The 16,478-nt window shown below is 57.1% G+C and carries 16 protein-coding genes; 10 read left to right on the forward strand and 6 right to left on the reverse strand.

All coding sequences use genetic code 11. The annotated features are described in order from the left end of the window. Positions 1–50: 50 nt before the first annotated feature. The 5 genes from GOV89_RS17040 (at position 51) to lpxK (ending at position 6,086) form a co-directional block, all read left to right on the forward strand. Positions 51–1,565, forward strand: a complete 1,515-nt coding sequence (locus GOV89_RS17040; protein ID WP_171238693.1) for a DUF2125 domain-containing protein — start codon at positions 51–53, stop codon at positions 1,563–1,565. Positions 1,566–1,729: 164 nt separating this feature from the next. Beyond that, positions 1,730–3,076, forward strand: a complete 1,347-nt coding sequence (locus tag GOV89_RS17045) for a TldD/PmbA family protein (protein WP_171238694.1) — start codon at positions 1,730–1,732, stop codon at positions 3,074–3,076. Beyond that, positions 3,063–3,863, forward strand: a complete 801-nt coding sequence (locus GOV89_RS17050; protein WP_171238695.1) for a 3'(2'),5'-bisphosphate nucleotidase CysQ — start codon at positions 3,063–3,065, stop codon at positions 3,861–3,863. Before GOV89_RS17045 ends, GOV89_RS17050 begins: the two co-directional genes overlap by 14 nt. After that, a complete protein-coding gene (locus tag GOV89_RS17055; protein ID WP_171238696.1) occupies positions 3,860–5,098 on the forward strand; it encodes a 3-deoxy-D-manno-octulosonic acid transferase in 1,239 nt (412 codons plus the stop codon). The genes GOV89_RS17050 and GOV89_RS17055 overlap by 4 nt, the downstream gene beginning before the upstream one ends. After that, positions 5,085–6,086, forward strand: coding sequence for a tetraacyldisaccharide 4'-kinase (lpxK, locus tag GOV89_RS17060; protein WP_171238697.1), 1,002 nt, complete (start codon positions 5,085–5,087; stop codon positions 6,084–6,086). Before GOV89_RS17055 ends, lpxK begins: the two co-directional genes overlap by 14 nt. A 37-nt stretch (positions 6,087–6,123) precedes the next feature. Here lpxK and GOV89_RS17065 read toward each other — a convergent pair whose 3' ends face one another. Continuing rightward, a complete protein-coding gene (locus GOV89_RS17065) occupies positions 6,124–6,786 on the reverse strand; it encodes a DsbA family protein (protein ID WP_171238698.1) in 663 nt (220 codons plus the stop codon). Between the two features lie 13 nt (positions 6,787–6,799). Next, positions 6,800–7,306: a DUF721 domain-containing protein gene (locus GOV89_RS17070; RefSeq protein ID WP_171188610.1), complete on the reverse strand. Its 507-nt coding sequence runs from the start codon at positions 7,304–7,306 to the stop codon at positions 6,800–6,802. An 81-nt stretch (positions 7,307–7,387) separates the two neighbouring features. Here GOV89_RS17070 and mutY point away from each other — a divergent pair, with 81 nt between their 5' ends. Both mutY and GOV89_RS17080 read left to right on the forward strand, forming a co-directional pair. Then, positions 7,388–8,443 carry an A/G-specific adenine glycosylase gene (mutY, locus tag GOV89_RS17075; RefSeq protein ID WP_171238699.1) on the forward strand — a complete coding sequence of 352 codons (1,056 nt, stop codon included), beginning with the start codon at positions 7,388–7,390 and terminating at the stop codon, positions 8,441–8,443. Between the two features lie 61 nt (positions 8,444–8,504). Further along, positions 8,505–9,641 carry an alkane 1-monooxygenase gene (locus GOV89_RS17080; protein WP_171238700.1) on the forward strand — a complete coding sequence of 379 codons (1,137 nt, stop codon included), beginning with the start codon at positions 8,505–8,507 and terminating at the stop codon, positions 9,639–9,641. A 79-nt stretch (positions 9,642–9,720) separates the two neighbouring features. Here the strand turns inward: GOV89_RS17080 and GOV89_RS17085 are convergent, their stop codons facing one another. The 4 genes from GOV89_RS17085 to GOV89_RS17100 form a co-directional block, all read right to left on the reverse strand. Beyond that, positions 9,721–11,103 (reverse strand): adenylate/guanylate cyclase domain-containing protein, encoded by a 1,383-nt coding sequence (locus GOV89_RS17085; protein ID WP_171238701.1) that lies wholly within the window; start codon positions 11,101–11,103, stop codon positions 9,721–9,723. A gap of 140 nt (positions 11,104–11,243) precedes the next feature. Beyond that, the gene (locus GOV89_RS17090) at positions 11,244–12,344 is read right to left on the reverse strand and encodes a site-specific DNA-methyltransferase (protein ID WP_171188606.1); all 1,101 of its coding nucleotides are present in this window, start codon (positions 12,342–12,344) and stop codon (positions 11,244–11,246) included. Positions 12,345–12,451: 107 nt separating this feature from the next. Then, positions 12,452–13,069 carry a ribonuclease HII gene (locus GOV89_RS17095; protein WP_171238719.1) on the reverse strand — a complete coding sequence of 206 codons (618 nt, stop codon included), beginning with the start codon at positions 13,067–13,069 and terminating at the stop codon, positions 12,452–12,454. Positions 13,070–13,178: 109 nt separating this feature from the next. Further along, on the reverse strand, positions 13,179–13,637 hold the full coding sequence (locus tag GOV89_RS17100) for a hypothetical protein (RefSeq protein WP_171238702.1): 459 nt from the start codon (positions 13,635–13,637) through the stop codon (positions 13,179–13,181). A 175-nt stretch (positions 13,638–13,812) separates the two neighbouring features. On the opposite strand from GOV89_RS17100, the gene GOV89_RS17105 reads away from it, so the two are divergent. The 3 genes from GOV89_RS17105 (at position 13,813) to GOV89_RS17115 (ending at position 16,454) form a co-directional block, all read left to right on the forward strand. Continuing rightward, complete coding sequence (locus GOV89_RS17105) at positions 13,813–14,100, forward strand: hypothetical protein (RefSeq protein ID WP_171180322.1); 288 nt, start codon at positions 13,813–13,815, stop codon at positions 14,098–14,100. Next, on the forward strand, positions 14,072–14,773 hold the full coding sequence (locus GOV89_RS17110; protein WP_171238703.1) for a helix-turn-helix domain-containing protein: 702 nt from the start codon (positions 14,072–14,074) through the stop codon (positions 14,771–14,773). Before GOV89_RS17105 ends, GOV89_RS17110 begins: the two co-directional genes overlap by 29 nt. Before the next feature lie 106 nt (positions 14,774–14,879). Continuing rightward, positions 14,880–16,454, forward strand: a complete 1,575-nt coding sequence (locus GOV89_RS17115) for a DUF427 domain-containing protein (RefSeq protein WP_171236100.1) — start codon at positions 14,880–14,882, stop codon at positions 16,452–16,454. Positions 16,455–16,478: the final 24 nt, after the last annotated feature.

A 16,478-nucleotide genomic window follows, 5' to 3' on the forward strand; every position in this document is an offset into this window, starting at 1 on the left:
CCGTCACAAACCCGACCATGCGCCACAAATTGATCAAGAAGGGTTACCTTATGTCCGTTTTTCTCCGCCGCAGCTGCGGTGCAGCTTTGGCTTATGCCGTTGCCACTCAGGGCGCGCTTGCCGACCTGACGGCTGATGATGTCTGGTCCAACTGGCAAGGCTATTTTACCTCGATGGGCTATACCATCACGGGCGACGAAAGCTCGGCGGACGGTGTGACCACGATTTCGAACATGACGCTTTCAATGGCACTGCCCGAAGAGGAAGGGCAATTCCAAATGGTCATGCCCGAAATGACGCTGACCGAAAACGGCGATGGGACTGTGTCAGTCGGCATACCCGAGAACTTTCCCATGAAAATCACGGGTCAGGCCGAAGAAGGCGACTTTGCAGCTACGGTGACCTATTCTCATAGCCAATTGAACATGGTCGTATCGGGCGCCCCCGAAGACATGACCTATGACTACAATGCCGATATGCTTAGTATTTCACTGGACTCGATCGCAGTTGACGGCGAAACGGTTCCGGATGACGTCTTTGACCTGGCGGTCGCGGCGAATGATCTGAACGGCAGCTCGCGGATGCAGATCGGCGAAAACCGCGATCTCACACAGACATTCAATGCAGCCAGCCTGACCTACAACATGAACTTTCAGGACCCTGAAAGCGGTGAAACCGGATTGATCAATGGGCAGTTGGACCAATTGGCATTTGAAGGCGAAAACGTGTTTCCGAAAGACATTGATCTTTCGGATCCGCAGTCCTTTTACGAAGCCGGTTTTGCGTTCGACGGAGTCTTTACCTACGCGTCGGGCAACACGGATCTGAGTGGAACCAGCGAAGGCCAGGCATTTTCGATGAACAGTACTTCGGAAGGTGGGCGATTTGCAGCCACCATCGATGCCGAAAAGCTGGTCTATGACATCGACCAAAACAGCACGACGCTGGCAGTGACTACAGCAGACCTGCCCTTCCCGATTGATATCTCAATGGCCAATGCCGGGCTTAACTTTGAGTTCCCGGTTCAGCAGTCGGACGAAGTTCAGCCGTTTGGTCTGGGGTTCAATCTGACCGATTTCACGATGTCGGACGTACTGTGGGGTATTTTCGATCCTGCAGGCGCACTTCCGCGTGATCCCGCGACAATCGCGCTGGATGCCACCGGCACGGCAAAGGTCCTGATGAACATCTTCGACCCGGAAATTGACCTCGAGTCCGAGGAAGCTCCGGGTGAGCTGCATTCTCTGAAAATCAATGAACTGCTGGTGTCTCTGGTCGGTACGAAACTGACAGGTGACGGCGACTTTGCGTTCGACAACTCGAACACCGAAGAATTCGATGGCTTGCCCAGCCCAAGCGGCGTTGCGAACCTGGAACTTGTTGGTGCCAACCAGTTGATCGACACCCTGATCGGCATGGGTATCATTTCAGACAATGACGCCTTGGGGGCTCGGATGATGATGGGCCTGATGGCAGTTCCGGGCGAAGAACCGGACACACTGAATTCGACCATCGAATTCACCGAGGATGGTCAGATCCTAGCGAATGGCCAGCGTATCAAATAATGTTTGAAAAGGGCCGCGTATCTTGCGGCCCTCTTTCCACCGTTCCTCGCCCGAATCTCTGAACCGGGGTGGGTCTGTCGAAATCCCCATCACACAATCCGGTCACGGGTCTTGTGAGACGGGCAGTCCAAGGCTAGGTCCTTGGAAATAAACCCGGAGGCCTTATGACCCGCACACCAGAAGAAATCAGCCAGCAATTGCTTGATGTGGCCCGCAAAGCAGGCGCAGAGGCGGCGGATGCCATCGTGCTTGACGGCTCCTCGGTTGCGGTCGAGGTGCGGGGCGGCACGCTGGAACACGCGGAACGCTCGGAAGGCACGGATTTGGGGTTGCGGGTCTTTCTGGGTAAACGGTCTGCCATCGTATCCAGTTCCGACAGCCGCCCGGAAACCCTGCACGCTATGGCGGAACGCGCCGTTGCCATGGCCAAGGAAGCCCCCGAAGACCCATATTCTGGACTGGCTGATCGCGACCAGCTTCTGAGCAACTGGGATGCGCAGTCACTGGAACTCATTGACCCGACCCCGGCCCCATCCGCCGAAACCCTGATGCAGGACGCTCTGGCAGCCGAAGCTGCGGCATTGGCTGTATCAGGTGTCACTCAAGTCTCAGATGCGGCCGCAAGCTATGGAACCCACCGCGTGCATCTGGCCGCCACAAACGGCTTTTCCGGCGGCTATGAGCGCAGCAGCCGGTCAGTGTCTTGCGTTGCGATCTCGGGCGAAGGCACCGGGATGGAACGGGAATATGACGGCGACAGTCGGACGTTTCAATCCGACCTGCGCAGCGCGGTTGAGATCGGGCGCACCGCAGGTGAACGCGCCGTGCAGCAGGTGGGCGCGCGCAAGCCTGAAACCGGCAGTTTCCCTGTGTTGTTTGATGAACGCATCTCGTCTTCACTGATCGGCCATCTATTGGCTGCCAGCAATGGTGCAGCGATCGCACGCGGCGCGTCTTGGCTCAAGGATTGCTTGGGGCAAGAGGTTCTGCCCGCGCATTTGTCGCTGATCGAAGACCCGCGCCGCCCGCGCATCTCGGGCTCTCGCCCTTTTGATGCCGAGGGTTTGCCGACACAACGCAGGGCAATTGTTGAAAACGGTGTCCTCACCGGGTGGACGCTGGATCTATCCAGCGCACGCAAGCTGGACATGGTGTCAACAGGCAACGCTGCGCGTGGCGTGTCCGGCCCGCCTTCTCCCAGCAACTGGAACCTCAGCCTGACGCAGGGCGACAAAAGCCGTGCTGATCTGGTGCGTGATATGGGTACCGGCTTGCTGGTCACATCCATGATCGGGTCGACGATCAACCCCAACACCGGTGACTATTCACGCGGGGCTTCTGGGTTCTGGGTGGAAAACGGCGAGATCAAACATCCGGTCAATGAATGCACTATCGCAGGTAATTTGCGGGACATGTTACGACGGATTATTCCGGCGAATGACGCCCGTCCATATCTGTCACGCGTGGTCCCCTCGTTGCTGATCGAAGGAATGACACTTGCCGGCAACTGACCTGTCCCTGCTCATTGACGCAGCACTCGAGGCCGGCAAGATCGCCACACGATATTCCGGGACGCAAGCGCAGCGCTGGGATAAACCCGATGGCGCCGGTCCAGTGACCGAGGCCGATTTGGCCGTGAACGCAATGCTTGGGGATCGGCTGCGTGCCGCACGACCGGGGTATGGCTGGTTGAGCGAGGAGTCCGAGGACACGTCCGAGCGGCTGGAGCGCCGCAACGCCTTCATCATCGATCCGATTGACGGCACGCGCAGCTTTGCCGAGGGTGCGCGCACATGGGCGCATTCGATCGCCGTCGCCAATGAAGGCAAAGTGACGGCCGCTGTCATCTATTTGCCGATGCGGAATTTGCTTTATGCTGCCGCCCGGGGAATGGGGGCAACGCTGAATGGTGAGGAAATCAAAACCTCGGCCTGTGTCGACTTGCAGCAATCGGAAGTTCTGGCAGCTAAGCCGACTCTCGATACACGGCACTGGCGCGACGGGCATGTGCCTGACTTCGGGCGCGCATATCGCCCGTCTCTGGCCTATCGCATGGCTCTGGTTGGACAGGGGCGGTTTGACGCGATGCTGACTTTGCGCCCAAGCTGGGAATGGGACATTGCCGCCGGTGATCTGATTATCCAAGAGGCCGGTGGTGTGTGTACCGACCGGGCTGGGCAATCTTTGGTGTTCAACAACGCCACTCCTCGGCTGAACGGAGTAATCGCAGCGAACGCGGCGCTGCATGAAGAGCTTTCAAAGCGGCTGGATCTGAGCGGACCCGGGATTGGGGCATGAGCAAGCCGGGATCCCTGAGCTTGGCGGCCTACAGGGTTCTGTCCTGGGGAATGCGCAACACCGTCGGTCAGCGCATCGACCTACCTCGTCCTGAAGGTGAGTTGCTCTGGATTCAAGTCGCCACGCCGGGTCACTTGCGCGCTGTGAGCGACTTTTGCCAACGCTTGCTTCAGGTTCGATCCGAACTGAGCTTTGTCCTGACCGGTCCACCGGACGCAGATCTGGACAGTTGGCCAGGTTGCGATTTCCATCTGACCAACCTGCCTCAGGACCAAAGCGGGGCTGTGCGTGGTTTCCTGGAGCATTGGCATCCGACAATGGGTCTTTGGGTCGGCGGTGATCTGAAGCCCAACATTTTAATCAGAGCAAGTGATCAGGACATCCCGCTGATATTATTCGATGCCGAATTCAGCGTCTCCTTGCCGCGAAGTGCACGTTGGTTGCCGGACATCACCCGGGCAACCTTTGACTGTTTTCAAGAAATCATGACGGCATCGCCAGAGACTGCACGCCATATACGCAGACTTGGTGTTCAATCGTCCAAGGTCCACGAGGCTCCACCCCTGCGTATCAGCCCAAACCCGCGACCCTGGCCCGAAGACGAGTTGATTGAAACCAACCACACCCTTGCAGGGCGTCCGGTTTGGCTGGCGGCTTGGGTACAAGACAAAGAATTCATTTCGGTTCTAACGGCCCATCGGCAGGTGCTTCGGATGCTGCACCGTCTAGTGCTGGTTCTGCATGTCGCTGACGAAACGGAAGCAGGACCGCTAAAGCGGCGTCTTGAAACCATGGATTTGCGTTGCGTCAATTGGGACGACGGCGACGAAATCGAAGACAGCACCCAAGTGATCCTGACCGCTGACCCAGAAAACCTGGGGCTGTGGTACCGTGTTTCAGCCGTGACCTTTATGGCCAGCTCTCTGGAACGTGGCGCTGGCGGGCGTGATCCGTCAGAGTCTATTGCATTGGGGTCAGCCATCATTCACGGACCCTTTGTGCACCGCCATGACGCGCTGTATTCTCAGCTGCAGCGGGCGGGCGCTGCGAAACAGGTCAAGACAGCGACTGAATTGGGGGATGCGCTTATCGAACTTTTGGCACCGGATCTTGCGGCCGGGATGGCGCTGGCGGGGTGGAAGATGATAACCGAAGGCGCACCCCAGGCGGACACCCTGATCGACATGGTGCAGGATATTCTGGATCAGCGGAGTGCAGAACGTGCGGGCACCTGATTTCTGGAACACTTCCCCTCAGCAACGGGATCTGAGGGCGCGCCTTCTGGCGCCGCTCGGTCACCTCTATGCGGCAGCAACAGCCCGCCGGATCGCCTCGCAAACTGGTGCGCAGCCCGGGGTACCAGTGATCTGTATCGGCAACCTAAATGCAGGTGGTTCCGGTAAGACTCCCACGGTGATTTGGACGCTCGAACAACTAAGAAACGCATGGCACGAGCCGCATGTCGTCACGCGTGGGCACGGGGGGTCTTTGGAAGGCCCGGTGCAGGTCGACCCGGCCAAACACACAGCCGCCGAGGTCGGAGATGAGCCGCTGCTGCTGGCAATGTTCGGCGAGGTTTGGGTGGCCAAGGACCGGGCTGCAGGCGCACGTGCGGCTGCGGCTGCAGGCGCGACCGCGATTGTTCTGGATGACGGGTTCCAAAACCCTTCGGTCAGCAAGGATTTCTCGGTTATCGTCGTCGACGCGCAGCGCGGGTTTGGAAACGGCTTGTGTCTGCCCGCCGGTCCCTTGCGCGAACCCGTGGATGTGGGCCTGAAACGCGCCGATCTGGTATTGTCGCTTGGCGACGAGACCGCACAAAGGACCTTTGCTGAACAATGGCAAGACCACCTGACGGTGCCTCATGTCACCGGGGCAATCGAACCGCTGCAAACCGGTATGGACTGGACAGGAACCCGGGCGCTGGCCTTTGCCGGTATCGGACACCCAGAAAAGTTCTTTCAAACTCTGCGCCGTATCGGTGCCGATTTGATACGGGCCGAAGCATTGGACGATCACCAGCCCCTAACCCAGGCCTTGATGACCCGGCTGGAAAACGACGCACGCGCTCTGGGTGCTCAGATGGTGACCACAGAAAAAGACGCCGTGCGCCTGCCACCTGCATTCCGAAGTAAGGTGATCACGCTGCCGGTCCGGCTTAAGATACCGGAAGGCGAAAAGTTCAAAAAGATGCTGTTGACCGCGGCCCCGTCACCTAAGTAGATCCGGCCGACCCCATCGGGAGCCGACCGGCAAAAGATCAGCTGCCAAGCTCGGCTTCGATCAGCTTTTTGAAATCCGCGTAGGATTGATTGTCGACCTTCTTGCCATTCACGATGAAGGACGGGGTGGCTTGAATGCCGTCACGCTCAGCGTTTTCCTGGTACCACGCAGCCAGTGTACGCGCCTTGGTGCCGTCTTGCAGACATGCTTCCAGCTGATCGCCGTCGATCCCGGCCAAACGGCCGATCTTGCGCAGCTCGTCAACGATCTCAGCCGGACCGCCCGCGCGTGTCCACTCGGACTGCTTCTCGTAGATCACGTCGGTGAGGCCAAAGAACTTTTCGGGTCCGGCGCAGCGTGCGACCATCGACGCCCACAGACCGTAGCGGTCAAAATAAACCTCACGATAGGTAAACTTGACCTTTCCGGTATCGATAAAGTCTTTCTTGAGCTGCTTGTACGCGCCCTGATGAAAACTCGCACAATGCGGGCAGGTGAAAGAAGCATATTCGATGATCTCGACCGGTGCGTCTTCGGCACCCTGCACCATTTCGATAACGGTCGAGGTATCAATCTCAGCCTCCTGCGCCTCAGCAGTGCTCACCAACAGGTTGGACGAATTGGAATTTGACAGCGACAGCCAATAGCCTCCAGCGGCTACGGCGACGGCCGCACAGATTACGGTTGCAATACGGCTCATTCTCGGCCCTTTCTCAGCGTTTCTGTTTGGATAAAACGTTGCAAGCGAGACGTTCAAGGGCTGCGCGCAAATCTTCATCATTCACGTCGCGTGACACTTTGTCGGCTTCGGCGGCAACGTCTGGAGCAATCTGGGGTTTTGCCTGCTTCGGCTTGTGGTCGAAACTGGCCTGCCCCTCGGCAAAACCGGTCGGAGCAGTCTGGGTGATGCGGATGCGGCTGATGGCGTTGTATCCGTAAACCGCGTTGACCTTACCGCGCAGTTGTTCCTTCTGCATTTCCAGCATCGGTGCCTGCGGGCCGGTGGTCAGCACGGTCAGGGTCGCACCAAAGCCGCCCTTACCATAGCCCACATTGACCGGGCGCGCGATGGCAGCGGTGTCCTGACCTACAATCTCGGCCCAATGGGTCAACAACCGCGACACAGCAAAGCCCCGGCTTTCACCGGCGCGCCGGATCTGATCATTCAGCAAAGACGCGGTGCGTTTGAACCCGCGGGTCGAGGAACGTCTGCGTTGCATCTGGTTTCCCACTCCTACACCGCTATTGTAATGGGCAGACCATCGGGTGCCAGCGAAACCCGACAAGGAGATGAATAAAACTTGCGTGATTCCCCTGAATTCACCGTCAGCGCCGCGCTTTTGGAATGGTATGACCGCCACGCGCGCGACATGCCATGGCGCGTCAGCCCCGCGGATCGGGCCGTAGGGGTGCGCCCTGACCCCTATCGGGTCTGGCTGTCCGAAGTGATGTTGCAGCAAACCACCGTGGCGGCAGTGCGGGACTATTTCCTGCGTTTCACAACCCGCTGGCCAACGGTTCACGCGCTTGCCGCTGCGCCGGATGAACAGGTGATGGGGGAATGGGCTGGGCTTGGGTATTATGCCCGTGCCCGTAACCTGCTGAAATGCGCCCGTGCTTTGGCGCAAGACCACGATGGCCAGTTTCCTGATTCCCATGATGCGCTGCTGAAACTTCCCGGCATTGGCCCTTATACCGCCGCTGCGATCTCGGCCATTGCATTTGATCAGCCCGAAACAGTGCTGGATGGCAATGTCGAACGGGTCATGGCCCGGTTTTATGACATCCACGATCCTTTGCCAGGGTCTAAACCTTTGCTGAAAGAAAAAGCCGAGGCCCTGACGCCGACCACGCGACCCGGTGACTATGCTCAGGCGGTTATGGATCTGGGGGCCACGATCTGCACGCCGAAATCTCCGGCCTGCGGCATATGTCCGTTGCGTGACCCCTGTCAGGGCCGCATCGCGGGTACCATGATCGACTTGCCCCGAAAGACACCGAAAAAACCCAAGCCCACCCGCTATGGCCACGTCTATATTGCGCGTAAGGCAGACGGGGCCATGGTGCTGGAACGCAGACCGGACAAGGGGCTGCTGGGCGGAATGCTAGGCTGGCCCGGATCAGAGTGGAACGATGCCCCAACCGAACGCGCCCCGTTCCCGGCAGAGTGGACGATCCTGCCCGCAGAAGTGCGCCATACCTTTACGCATTTCCATTTGATTCTCAGAGTTTGGACTGTCGATCTAGAGGATCAATTCGTGCCCGAACACCTAACCATGCTAGACAAGCACAGTTTCAAACCCAGCGACCTGCCGACAGTGATGCGCAAAGCCTACGATCTGTGGAGAGAACGTTAAGACCGCTGTGCAATCCGCCGGGTCGCGGATAGGCTAGGCCCATAACGTCGGAGCAGAAAAAATGATCGCAACAGGCACATTGTCCCGCTGGCAATCCGCCTCCCCTTTCTGGGTGTCCCTGCTGTTGATCCCGTTGATCTGGTTCACCGCAATTGCCGGAAGCTGGTGGGTCCTGTTGATCCCACTTTCAACGTGGTGGGCTTTTGCGGTTCTGGACCGGATCACCGGCCTGAACGAGCAAAACGCCGATCCGGAGACATCTGATGATGTGTTGCGCTGGTACATCCTGCTGACCAAGCTTTGGGTGCCGCTTCAATTCCTGACGCTGTTTGGTTTGATCTGGTATGCAACCCACACCAACCATCTGTCGACGCCCGCAAAGATTGGCCTGTTTTTCGGTATGGGCGTCCTGTCCGGTACAATCGGGATCAACTACAGTCACGAGCTTATGCACCAGAAAAGTCGGGGCGAGCGATGGCTGGGGGATATCCTTTTGGCCATGGTACTGTATTCTCATTTCCGGTCCGAACATCTGCTGGTCCATCACCGTTACGTGGGCACACCACGCGATCCGGTGACAGCCCGTTACAATGAAGGGTTCCACCGCTTTTATCCCCGCGTTCTATGGCAATGTCTGATGTCAGCCTTCAACGCCGAACGCGACAAGCTGGCCCGCAAAGACCGGCCATGGACGGATCGTTCCAACCCGTTTTGGCGATACTGGGCCCTGCAAGGCGCGATGCTGGCGCTGGCTGCGCTGATCGGAGGGTGGGCTGGTTTGGCCCTGTTTCTGCTGCAAGCCGGTGTCGCGATCTGGCAGCTTGAGCTGGTCAACTACGTCGAACACTACGGCCTGACACGAAAATATCTGGGCGACGGTCGGTACGAACATGTCTTGCCGTGTCATTCCTGGAATGCGGCGCATAAGGCATCAAACTGGTTGCTGATCAATCTGCAGCGCCATTCCGACCATCACTACAAACCCAACCGCCGGTTTCCGCTGTTGCAACATCACAGACCAGACTCAGCCCCGCAATTGCCGTATGGCTATCCGGTGATGACAGTCGCAGCGATGATCCCTCCGCTTTGGAAGCGGGTGATGAACCCGCGTGTTCGGGAATGGCGACGCCATTATTACCCCGAGATTAAGGACTGGCACCCCTACAACAAGGCTTTGAACCCGATGCCCAAAGCGTGACCGCAGCGCGCGTCTGCGCGCTGTCTGGCCCAACTGTCAGCACGGCATCTTCGATGCTGTTCTGATGGGCGGGAGGGTTTCAGTTCTTCATCACCCAGATATTCATCGGCGTCTCTACCCCGCGGACAGATTGATCGCGATGTGCAGTGAAGCCTTCCATCGCACCTGGCACAGTGGGGTTTTCTTCGGCTACCCGTTCCCGCACAGCATCGCTGACAACTATGTTTGCCTGAAACTCGCGCGTCAGTGCCTCCAGCTTGGCAGCCACATTAACCGCATCACCGATCACTGCAAATTCCAGCCGGTTGGCGCCAATATCCCCCAAAACGACCGAGCCATAGTGCACCCCAATCCCAACTTGGATTTCAGGTTCTCCGGCACGCCGACGATCCAGATTCCAGCGGTCGATCACTTTTACCATCGCGCGCGCGCAGCCCAAGGCATTGCTCGCATCCAAGGGCGTCGGCACCGGCGTACCAAAAGTCGCCATCAAGCCGTCACCCAGATACTTGTCCAGGGTTCCATGGTGCCGGAACACTTCGGTCTCCATACGGGCGTGGAAACCTCGCAGCACCTCGATGACCTCATAGGGATCACGCCCGGCGGCGTATTTGGTGAAACCCACGATGTCGATGAACAAGACTGCCACATTCTCTTTACGGACCTGTTTCAGCGGCTCGTCGTTCTGGCTGAGTTCATCCACCACGTTAGGAGAGAAATATCGCGACAGGTTGGCCCGTTCCCTTTCCAAACCGGCGTTGCTCATCAACAGCTGGTTCAATCGCCGCATCGAGACACCCAATGTCACCGCAACCATGATAAAAACGACGACTTGCTGGATACGCTGCGGGGCCATGAAGCTGTTGGGATTTAGCAATTCCGCCACATCCGGATACCCTTGCAAGGCCGTCGCAACCTTTTCGCTGATACCTGGAATGGGGGTGGCCACCCACCAGGCAATGATCCACCCCGCCGTCCACATCATCGCGGTCCAGGAGCCGATGGCAATCACCGTCCGCCAAGAATAGGCCAAAGTCCCAGCTGCCAAAATGATGAAAAAATACTGGAAGTTGTCGAACCGATATTGCATCGCCAACGGTCGAACATCTTCGCTGAACGGGTTAGGCACAATCATTCCAAGCGTCATGATCAGCAGGTCGACAAAGATCAGCAGCAACTCAACCCGCGACTGCCCAACGCGACCCGCACGGCGTATCAGCCACCCGTTGGCGCAGATCAGCAACAGGATGAAGTGATACCAAAGCACTTCCCACTGCGGGTTAAGGAAAATCAGAAGAACCCCAGTCAGCGCCATCGCCACCCAACGGGCACGCACGGCCAGTTCCAACCCTTCGCGCTTGTGCCGTTCTAACGCCGCCTCGGTATACTTGTTGTCCAAATCATATGTATCAGGCTGTGTAAAAAACAGGCTGCGGCGGGGCTGCGCGGTCGTCTCGGTCATGGCCGTGATCTTTCTTGCAGTGTCAGGGTCACTGTCATGCAACCACTCTTGATGCCAAAACAAAAGACCCCGCCGTAGGATCGGCGGGGCAAGGCTTAGTGCCTTGTGTCAGGCCACAGGCACCGGCGGTGTTCGTGAAATCAGTTCATCTCGGCCCGGATCTGCTGACGCAGAACGTCGATCGGAACCGTTTTTCCATCACGCTTGAAGCACCAGTATGTCCAGCCGTTGCAAGATGGAGCGTTTTCCAGATGTGCGCCAACCTGATGGATCGAGCCTTTGACGTTTTGACCGACCAGCGTGCCATCGGCGCGCACTTTGGCCTTGTGGCGCTGGTTCATGGAATAGAGTTCTTCGCCCGGTCTCAGCATTCCACGCTCGACCAGTTGGCCAAAGGGTACGCGCGGTTCGGCGCGTTTGCTGGCGCTGACTTCCAGCGCTTCGCGATCGAACTTGCGCACCTTGGCGATGCGTTTCTCGGCCACTTTGCGATAGCTTTCCTCACGCTCGATTCCGATGAACTCGCGACCCAGCATTTTGGCGACTGCACCGGTTGTACCTGTGCCAAAGAACGGATCCAAAATCACATCGCCCGGATTGGTCGAGCCAATCAACACGCGGTGCAGCAGCGACTCCGGCTTTTGCGTCGGATGCGCTTTGTCGCCGTTTTCGTCCTTCAGACGCTCATGCCCGGTGCAGATCGGCAGCACCCAGTCGCTGCGCATTTGCACGCCTTCGTTCAGCGCTTTCAAAGCTTCATAGTTGAACGTGTATTTCGCACCTTCGCGCTTGCTGGCCCAGATCATAGTCTCATGCGCGTTGGTAAAGCGCTTGCCCCGGAAATTCGGCATGGGATTCGACTTGCGCCATACAACGTCGTTCAAAATCCAGTACCCCGCGTCCTGCAGGGCCGAGCCCACGCGGAAGATGTTGTGATAAGACCCAATAACCCAGATCGCGCCATTGGGCTTCAGCAGACGGTGTGCCGCCTTCAGCCATTCGCGCGTGAACTGGTCATAGGCACCAAAGCTGGAAAACTGATCCCAGTGATCATCAACCGCATCCACCTGAGAGTTATCCGGGCGGTGCAACTGGCCTTTCAACTGCAGATTATAGGGCGGATCCGCGAAAATCAGGTCAACCGACGCCTCGGGCAGACTGTTCATCACTTCGATGCAGTCCCCGGAAAGAATCGTGTTTAAAGGGAGCGCTTTTGCGCCCTTTTTGGTGGTCGTTGTCATATCACTGCCTCAAGTATCCACGGCGCTTTTGCGCTCATTTGGTTGAGACAAGGATGAGTCAAAGACGATTCGCCGTCAATTTCTTTTTTGAATCAGCACCTTACGATTTACTCTTGATACAAGATATTGTGCACCGGCTTGAACGAACGTCTATGGTGTGGGGTCACGCCAAGATTTTGCAGCGCCTCTTTGTGTTGTTTTGACGGATAACCGGCGTTGGTTTCCCATCCATAACCCGGATGCTGTTGCGCCAAATCCACCATCACCTGATCCCGCCAGTTTTTCGCAAGGATCGAAGCAGCTGCAATCGACACCGAACGGGCATCCCCCTTCACGACGGCCTGCGACGGGATTTTCATGCCACGCGGAATCATGTTGCCGTCGATCAGCAGGAAATCAGGGGCAGGTGTCAGTGCCTCAACCGCGCGCACCATCGCCAAATGCGAAGCCCTCAGGATGTTAATCTCGTCAATCTCGGCAACGGTCGCTTCGGCAATGGCAAATGCAGCGCTGGAGCGAATCTCTGCGTCCAGTGCGGCCCGACGTTTTGCGGTCAGCTTCTTGGAGTCATTCAACCCCTCGGGAATATCCTTTGGGTTCAGAATCACGGCTGCAGCCACAACAGGCCCGGCCAAAGGGCCACGCCCGACCTCATCCACTCCGGCGATACGAATATGGCCCCGCTCCAGCAGCGCCTGCTCAAGTTCGAAATCTGGCTTTGTCATGCCATCGGAAAACCGCGTTTCACGCAGCACCGCAAGAAAAAAGAGAGGGTGGCCCAAACCACCCTCTCTAACACGACGCTTCATGGGCGCCGCTCCTGCTCGACCGATGTTACTGATAAACGACGCGGTATCCTTTCTTGCGCAGGCATGCAGGCTCATATGCCCGCTTAACCTTTTTGCCGTTCCAGAAACCAACCTTGCACTCTTTCGGCAGGCTATGGACATGTTTGTAGTGCTTCTTCAGGCACTTCGGACCAAGCAACAAATGGTCCTGTGAATACCCGTTATACTTGCGCAGGCAGCGCTGCGGCAGATCGTACCGCGCCACGCGCGGCGGCAACGGGCGCACGGGCTGTGGCTTGTAGGGTTTCGGGTTATATGCCTGATAACGAGCCGCCCGGTCTTTGTGCTTTTCTTTGTTATAATAATGAACTCCCGCGCCGATGATCGCGATGGCCGCCAGGCCACCCAGAATGTCCTTGGCATCCGCCGCCTTCGCCTGAGAAGCCGAGACACCAGTAATGGCAACAGCGGTCGCAATGATCAGAGCGATGAATTTCTTATGCATGATGCGCATCCTTTTCGTTGATTGGGCGACCGTATGACGGACCGCGTCCTGACTGCCCTGACACTGGGGCGGTGGGTCCAGACAGGCAATAACAGCCCTGTGTTATCCGATATCAGAACCCGCAAACCCCTTGGGTTATTGAATATCGCGGCAACTCATGCGCAGGATGCGGCCTATGAAACAGATCCTCTCTTCTCTGACCTTTGCGGCCCTGATATCGCTTGGTTCTGCCGTGTCTGCGGCGGATTGCTATGCGGATTACAAGGCCAAGAAAGACAACCCGCTGCGCCTGCATTACGGGGTCATTCAGGTCTCGGCCTGCGACAAGGGCCGGGCCCGGGCTGAAATCGCACAGCGCCTGAACGCATCGGGGTGGACACTGCTAGAGGTGCAATCCGTTTTTGGGCCAGAAGGGCTGGATCAGAGGAAGGACAATGCCGGACAATTCTATCTCCGTTTCTGATGCGCGCCGGTCGGGCGTCCGGCTGGTTGTGCTGGGCATCGCTGCCATCGTTGCTATCCTGATCACCGCTGCCGTTTTCCTGTTCTGGACGCTGCCAGACGCAAACGCCTTCAACGCGCGGGTCGAACGGCTGTTTGTCGAGGCCGATCTGACCTCGCAAACAGAAATCCGGTTGCTTGAAATACTGGCCCAGTCCGGCACCGCCTTTGCCGACACCTTGTCCAGTTACCGAATGGTCATCTACGTACTATTGGTTTTTGCCAGCGCGATGATGATCTCGGCGCTGGTCTTTCTGGTGATGCTGGTTCTGCTGAACCGACGCATGGCTCAGATTGAACGCACTGGCATTCAGGTGACATCCCTGCTGATCAGTCGCGAGGAGAACACCGTTTACCTCAACAATATGGATTTCAAACTGACGCCCGCCGCCATGGAAACCCTATCCGTTCTGGCGGAATCCCGGCTGGATGACGAGGTTCTGTCCGGTGCCCAGATCGAAGGAGTGATTTCCGGTCGCGACGAAGCCGACTGCGACGAAGCCGCAGGCGCAACGCGGATCAAACGGCTGCGCGACGCGCTTGGAAATCAAATGGTCAGTGAACTTTTGGTCAAGAATATCGCCAAGAAAGGCTATATGCTGTCCATAGAAAAAGACGTCATTCAGATGGTCTGATCACTTGGACGCCAACGCTCGTTTCCGGTAAAATCCAGTTTCGGCCTCTTGGAAAGTGGGATGGGAGCGCCCATTCTGAATATACCAAAGGCAAGGGAGGTCGCTTATGAACGTCCACGCCGCACCAAAGATGAATGGATATGGAATCTCTGTCGAACCTCTGAGCGGCAGGATTGCGATTTACCGCGATGACGTCCTTTTGGCTGAAAGCACAAATGCCAAGGTTATGTATGAAACACGCCTGCCGCCCACGGTTTATGTGCCGCGCGCAGACGTTTGCGTAGATCTGAGCGCAGAAACTGAATTGCAAACTTTTTGCCCGTTCAAAGGCACGGCCACTTATCACGACATTAGCCTGCCCGGTGAAACACTGACCAATTCCGTTTGGGCCTACGAAGACACTTTGCCAGAAAGCAAAGCGATACAAGGCTGCATCGGGTTTACGCCCAGCGCCTATACACGGATAGATTTGGGCGACAACCGCCTGCGCGAAGTTGACGATGGCAACATCAGCGGGCCTCTGATTGATTGGCTGATGCGCGGTGCGTCGACAGCGACGACACCAGAGAGCTTTACAGAAGCTTTGGCTGAAAAAATGCTGGAGCACGGTATCGCGATACAGCGTCTGAGTATTTTGGCATGGTCCCTACACCCCTTGATCGTGGGCAAGCATTATATCTGGGAAAAAGGCGAAGAAGAGATTCTGACCCGGGCGCCAACATACGAAATCCATGATCACCCGGCCTTCATAAACAGCCCGCTGCGCCACGTCTCGAACGGTTTGGGGGGCGTGCGGCAACGGCTGAACGATGACAACCCGCACAATAGTTTCCCGATCATGGAGGATTTACGGGCCAAAGGCGCGACCGACTATGTCGCCATGCCGCTGCCGTTTTCCGATGGGCGGACAAATGTACTGACACTGACCTGCGATCACCCAGACGGGTTTACGACAGAAAACCTGGGCCTTGTTTTCGAGTGCTCTTCGGTTATCGCGCGATTCTATGAAGTGTTCATGCAACGAGAAAACGCTCAGGTTTTGTTGGAAACATATGTCGGCAAACGCACGGGTGCCCGTGTTTTAGGAGGAGAGATCCGGCGCGGGGACGGGGATGAGATCGACGCGGCGATCATGTTCTGCGATCTGCGCAACTCGACAAGCCTGGAAGAAAAGCTGGGGCGCAGCGACTACATCAATGTGTTGAATGCGTTCTTTGAAACGGTCTCAGGTATCGTTCATGAAAACGGTGGGGAAGTTCTTAAGTTTATTGGCGATGCTGTCTTGGCCGTCTTTCCAGCTGCGGACGAGAACGCCGCAACCGCACGTATGAACGCACAACTATCAGCGGTCAAAATCGTTGAAACGTTGGGGGAGCTGCGTAAGGACGGCTCTGACACGCATTGTGACTGTTCGATCGGCGTGTCCTACGGGCGCGTGACCTATGGAAATGTGGGTTCACGCGAACGCCTTGATTTCACAGTCATCGGTCAAGCCGCCAATATCGCCGCACGTTTAGGAGAGTTCGGGAAAACCAAAGGGCATCGCATTGTCGTGTCCGAAGATATCGAGCCCGCCTGCTCGAACGCTTTGCCTTTGGGTGCGGTAGAGCTGCACAACGTGTCTCAACCTGTTGTGTCATATGCTTTACGTACTGCGGCGGATGCCATTCTGGACAGTTAAAACCTACGTGAAAATGTTGTCTGC

The sequence above is a fragment of the Ruegeria sp. HKCCA5763 genome (assembly GCF_013034545.1).
Lineage (GTDB): Bacteria > Pseudomonadota > Alphaproteobacteria > Rhodobacterales > Rhodobacteraceae > Ruegeria.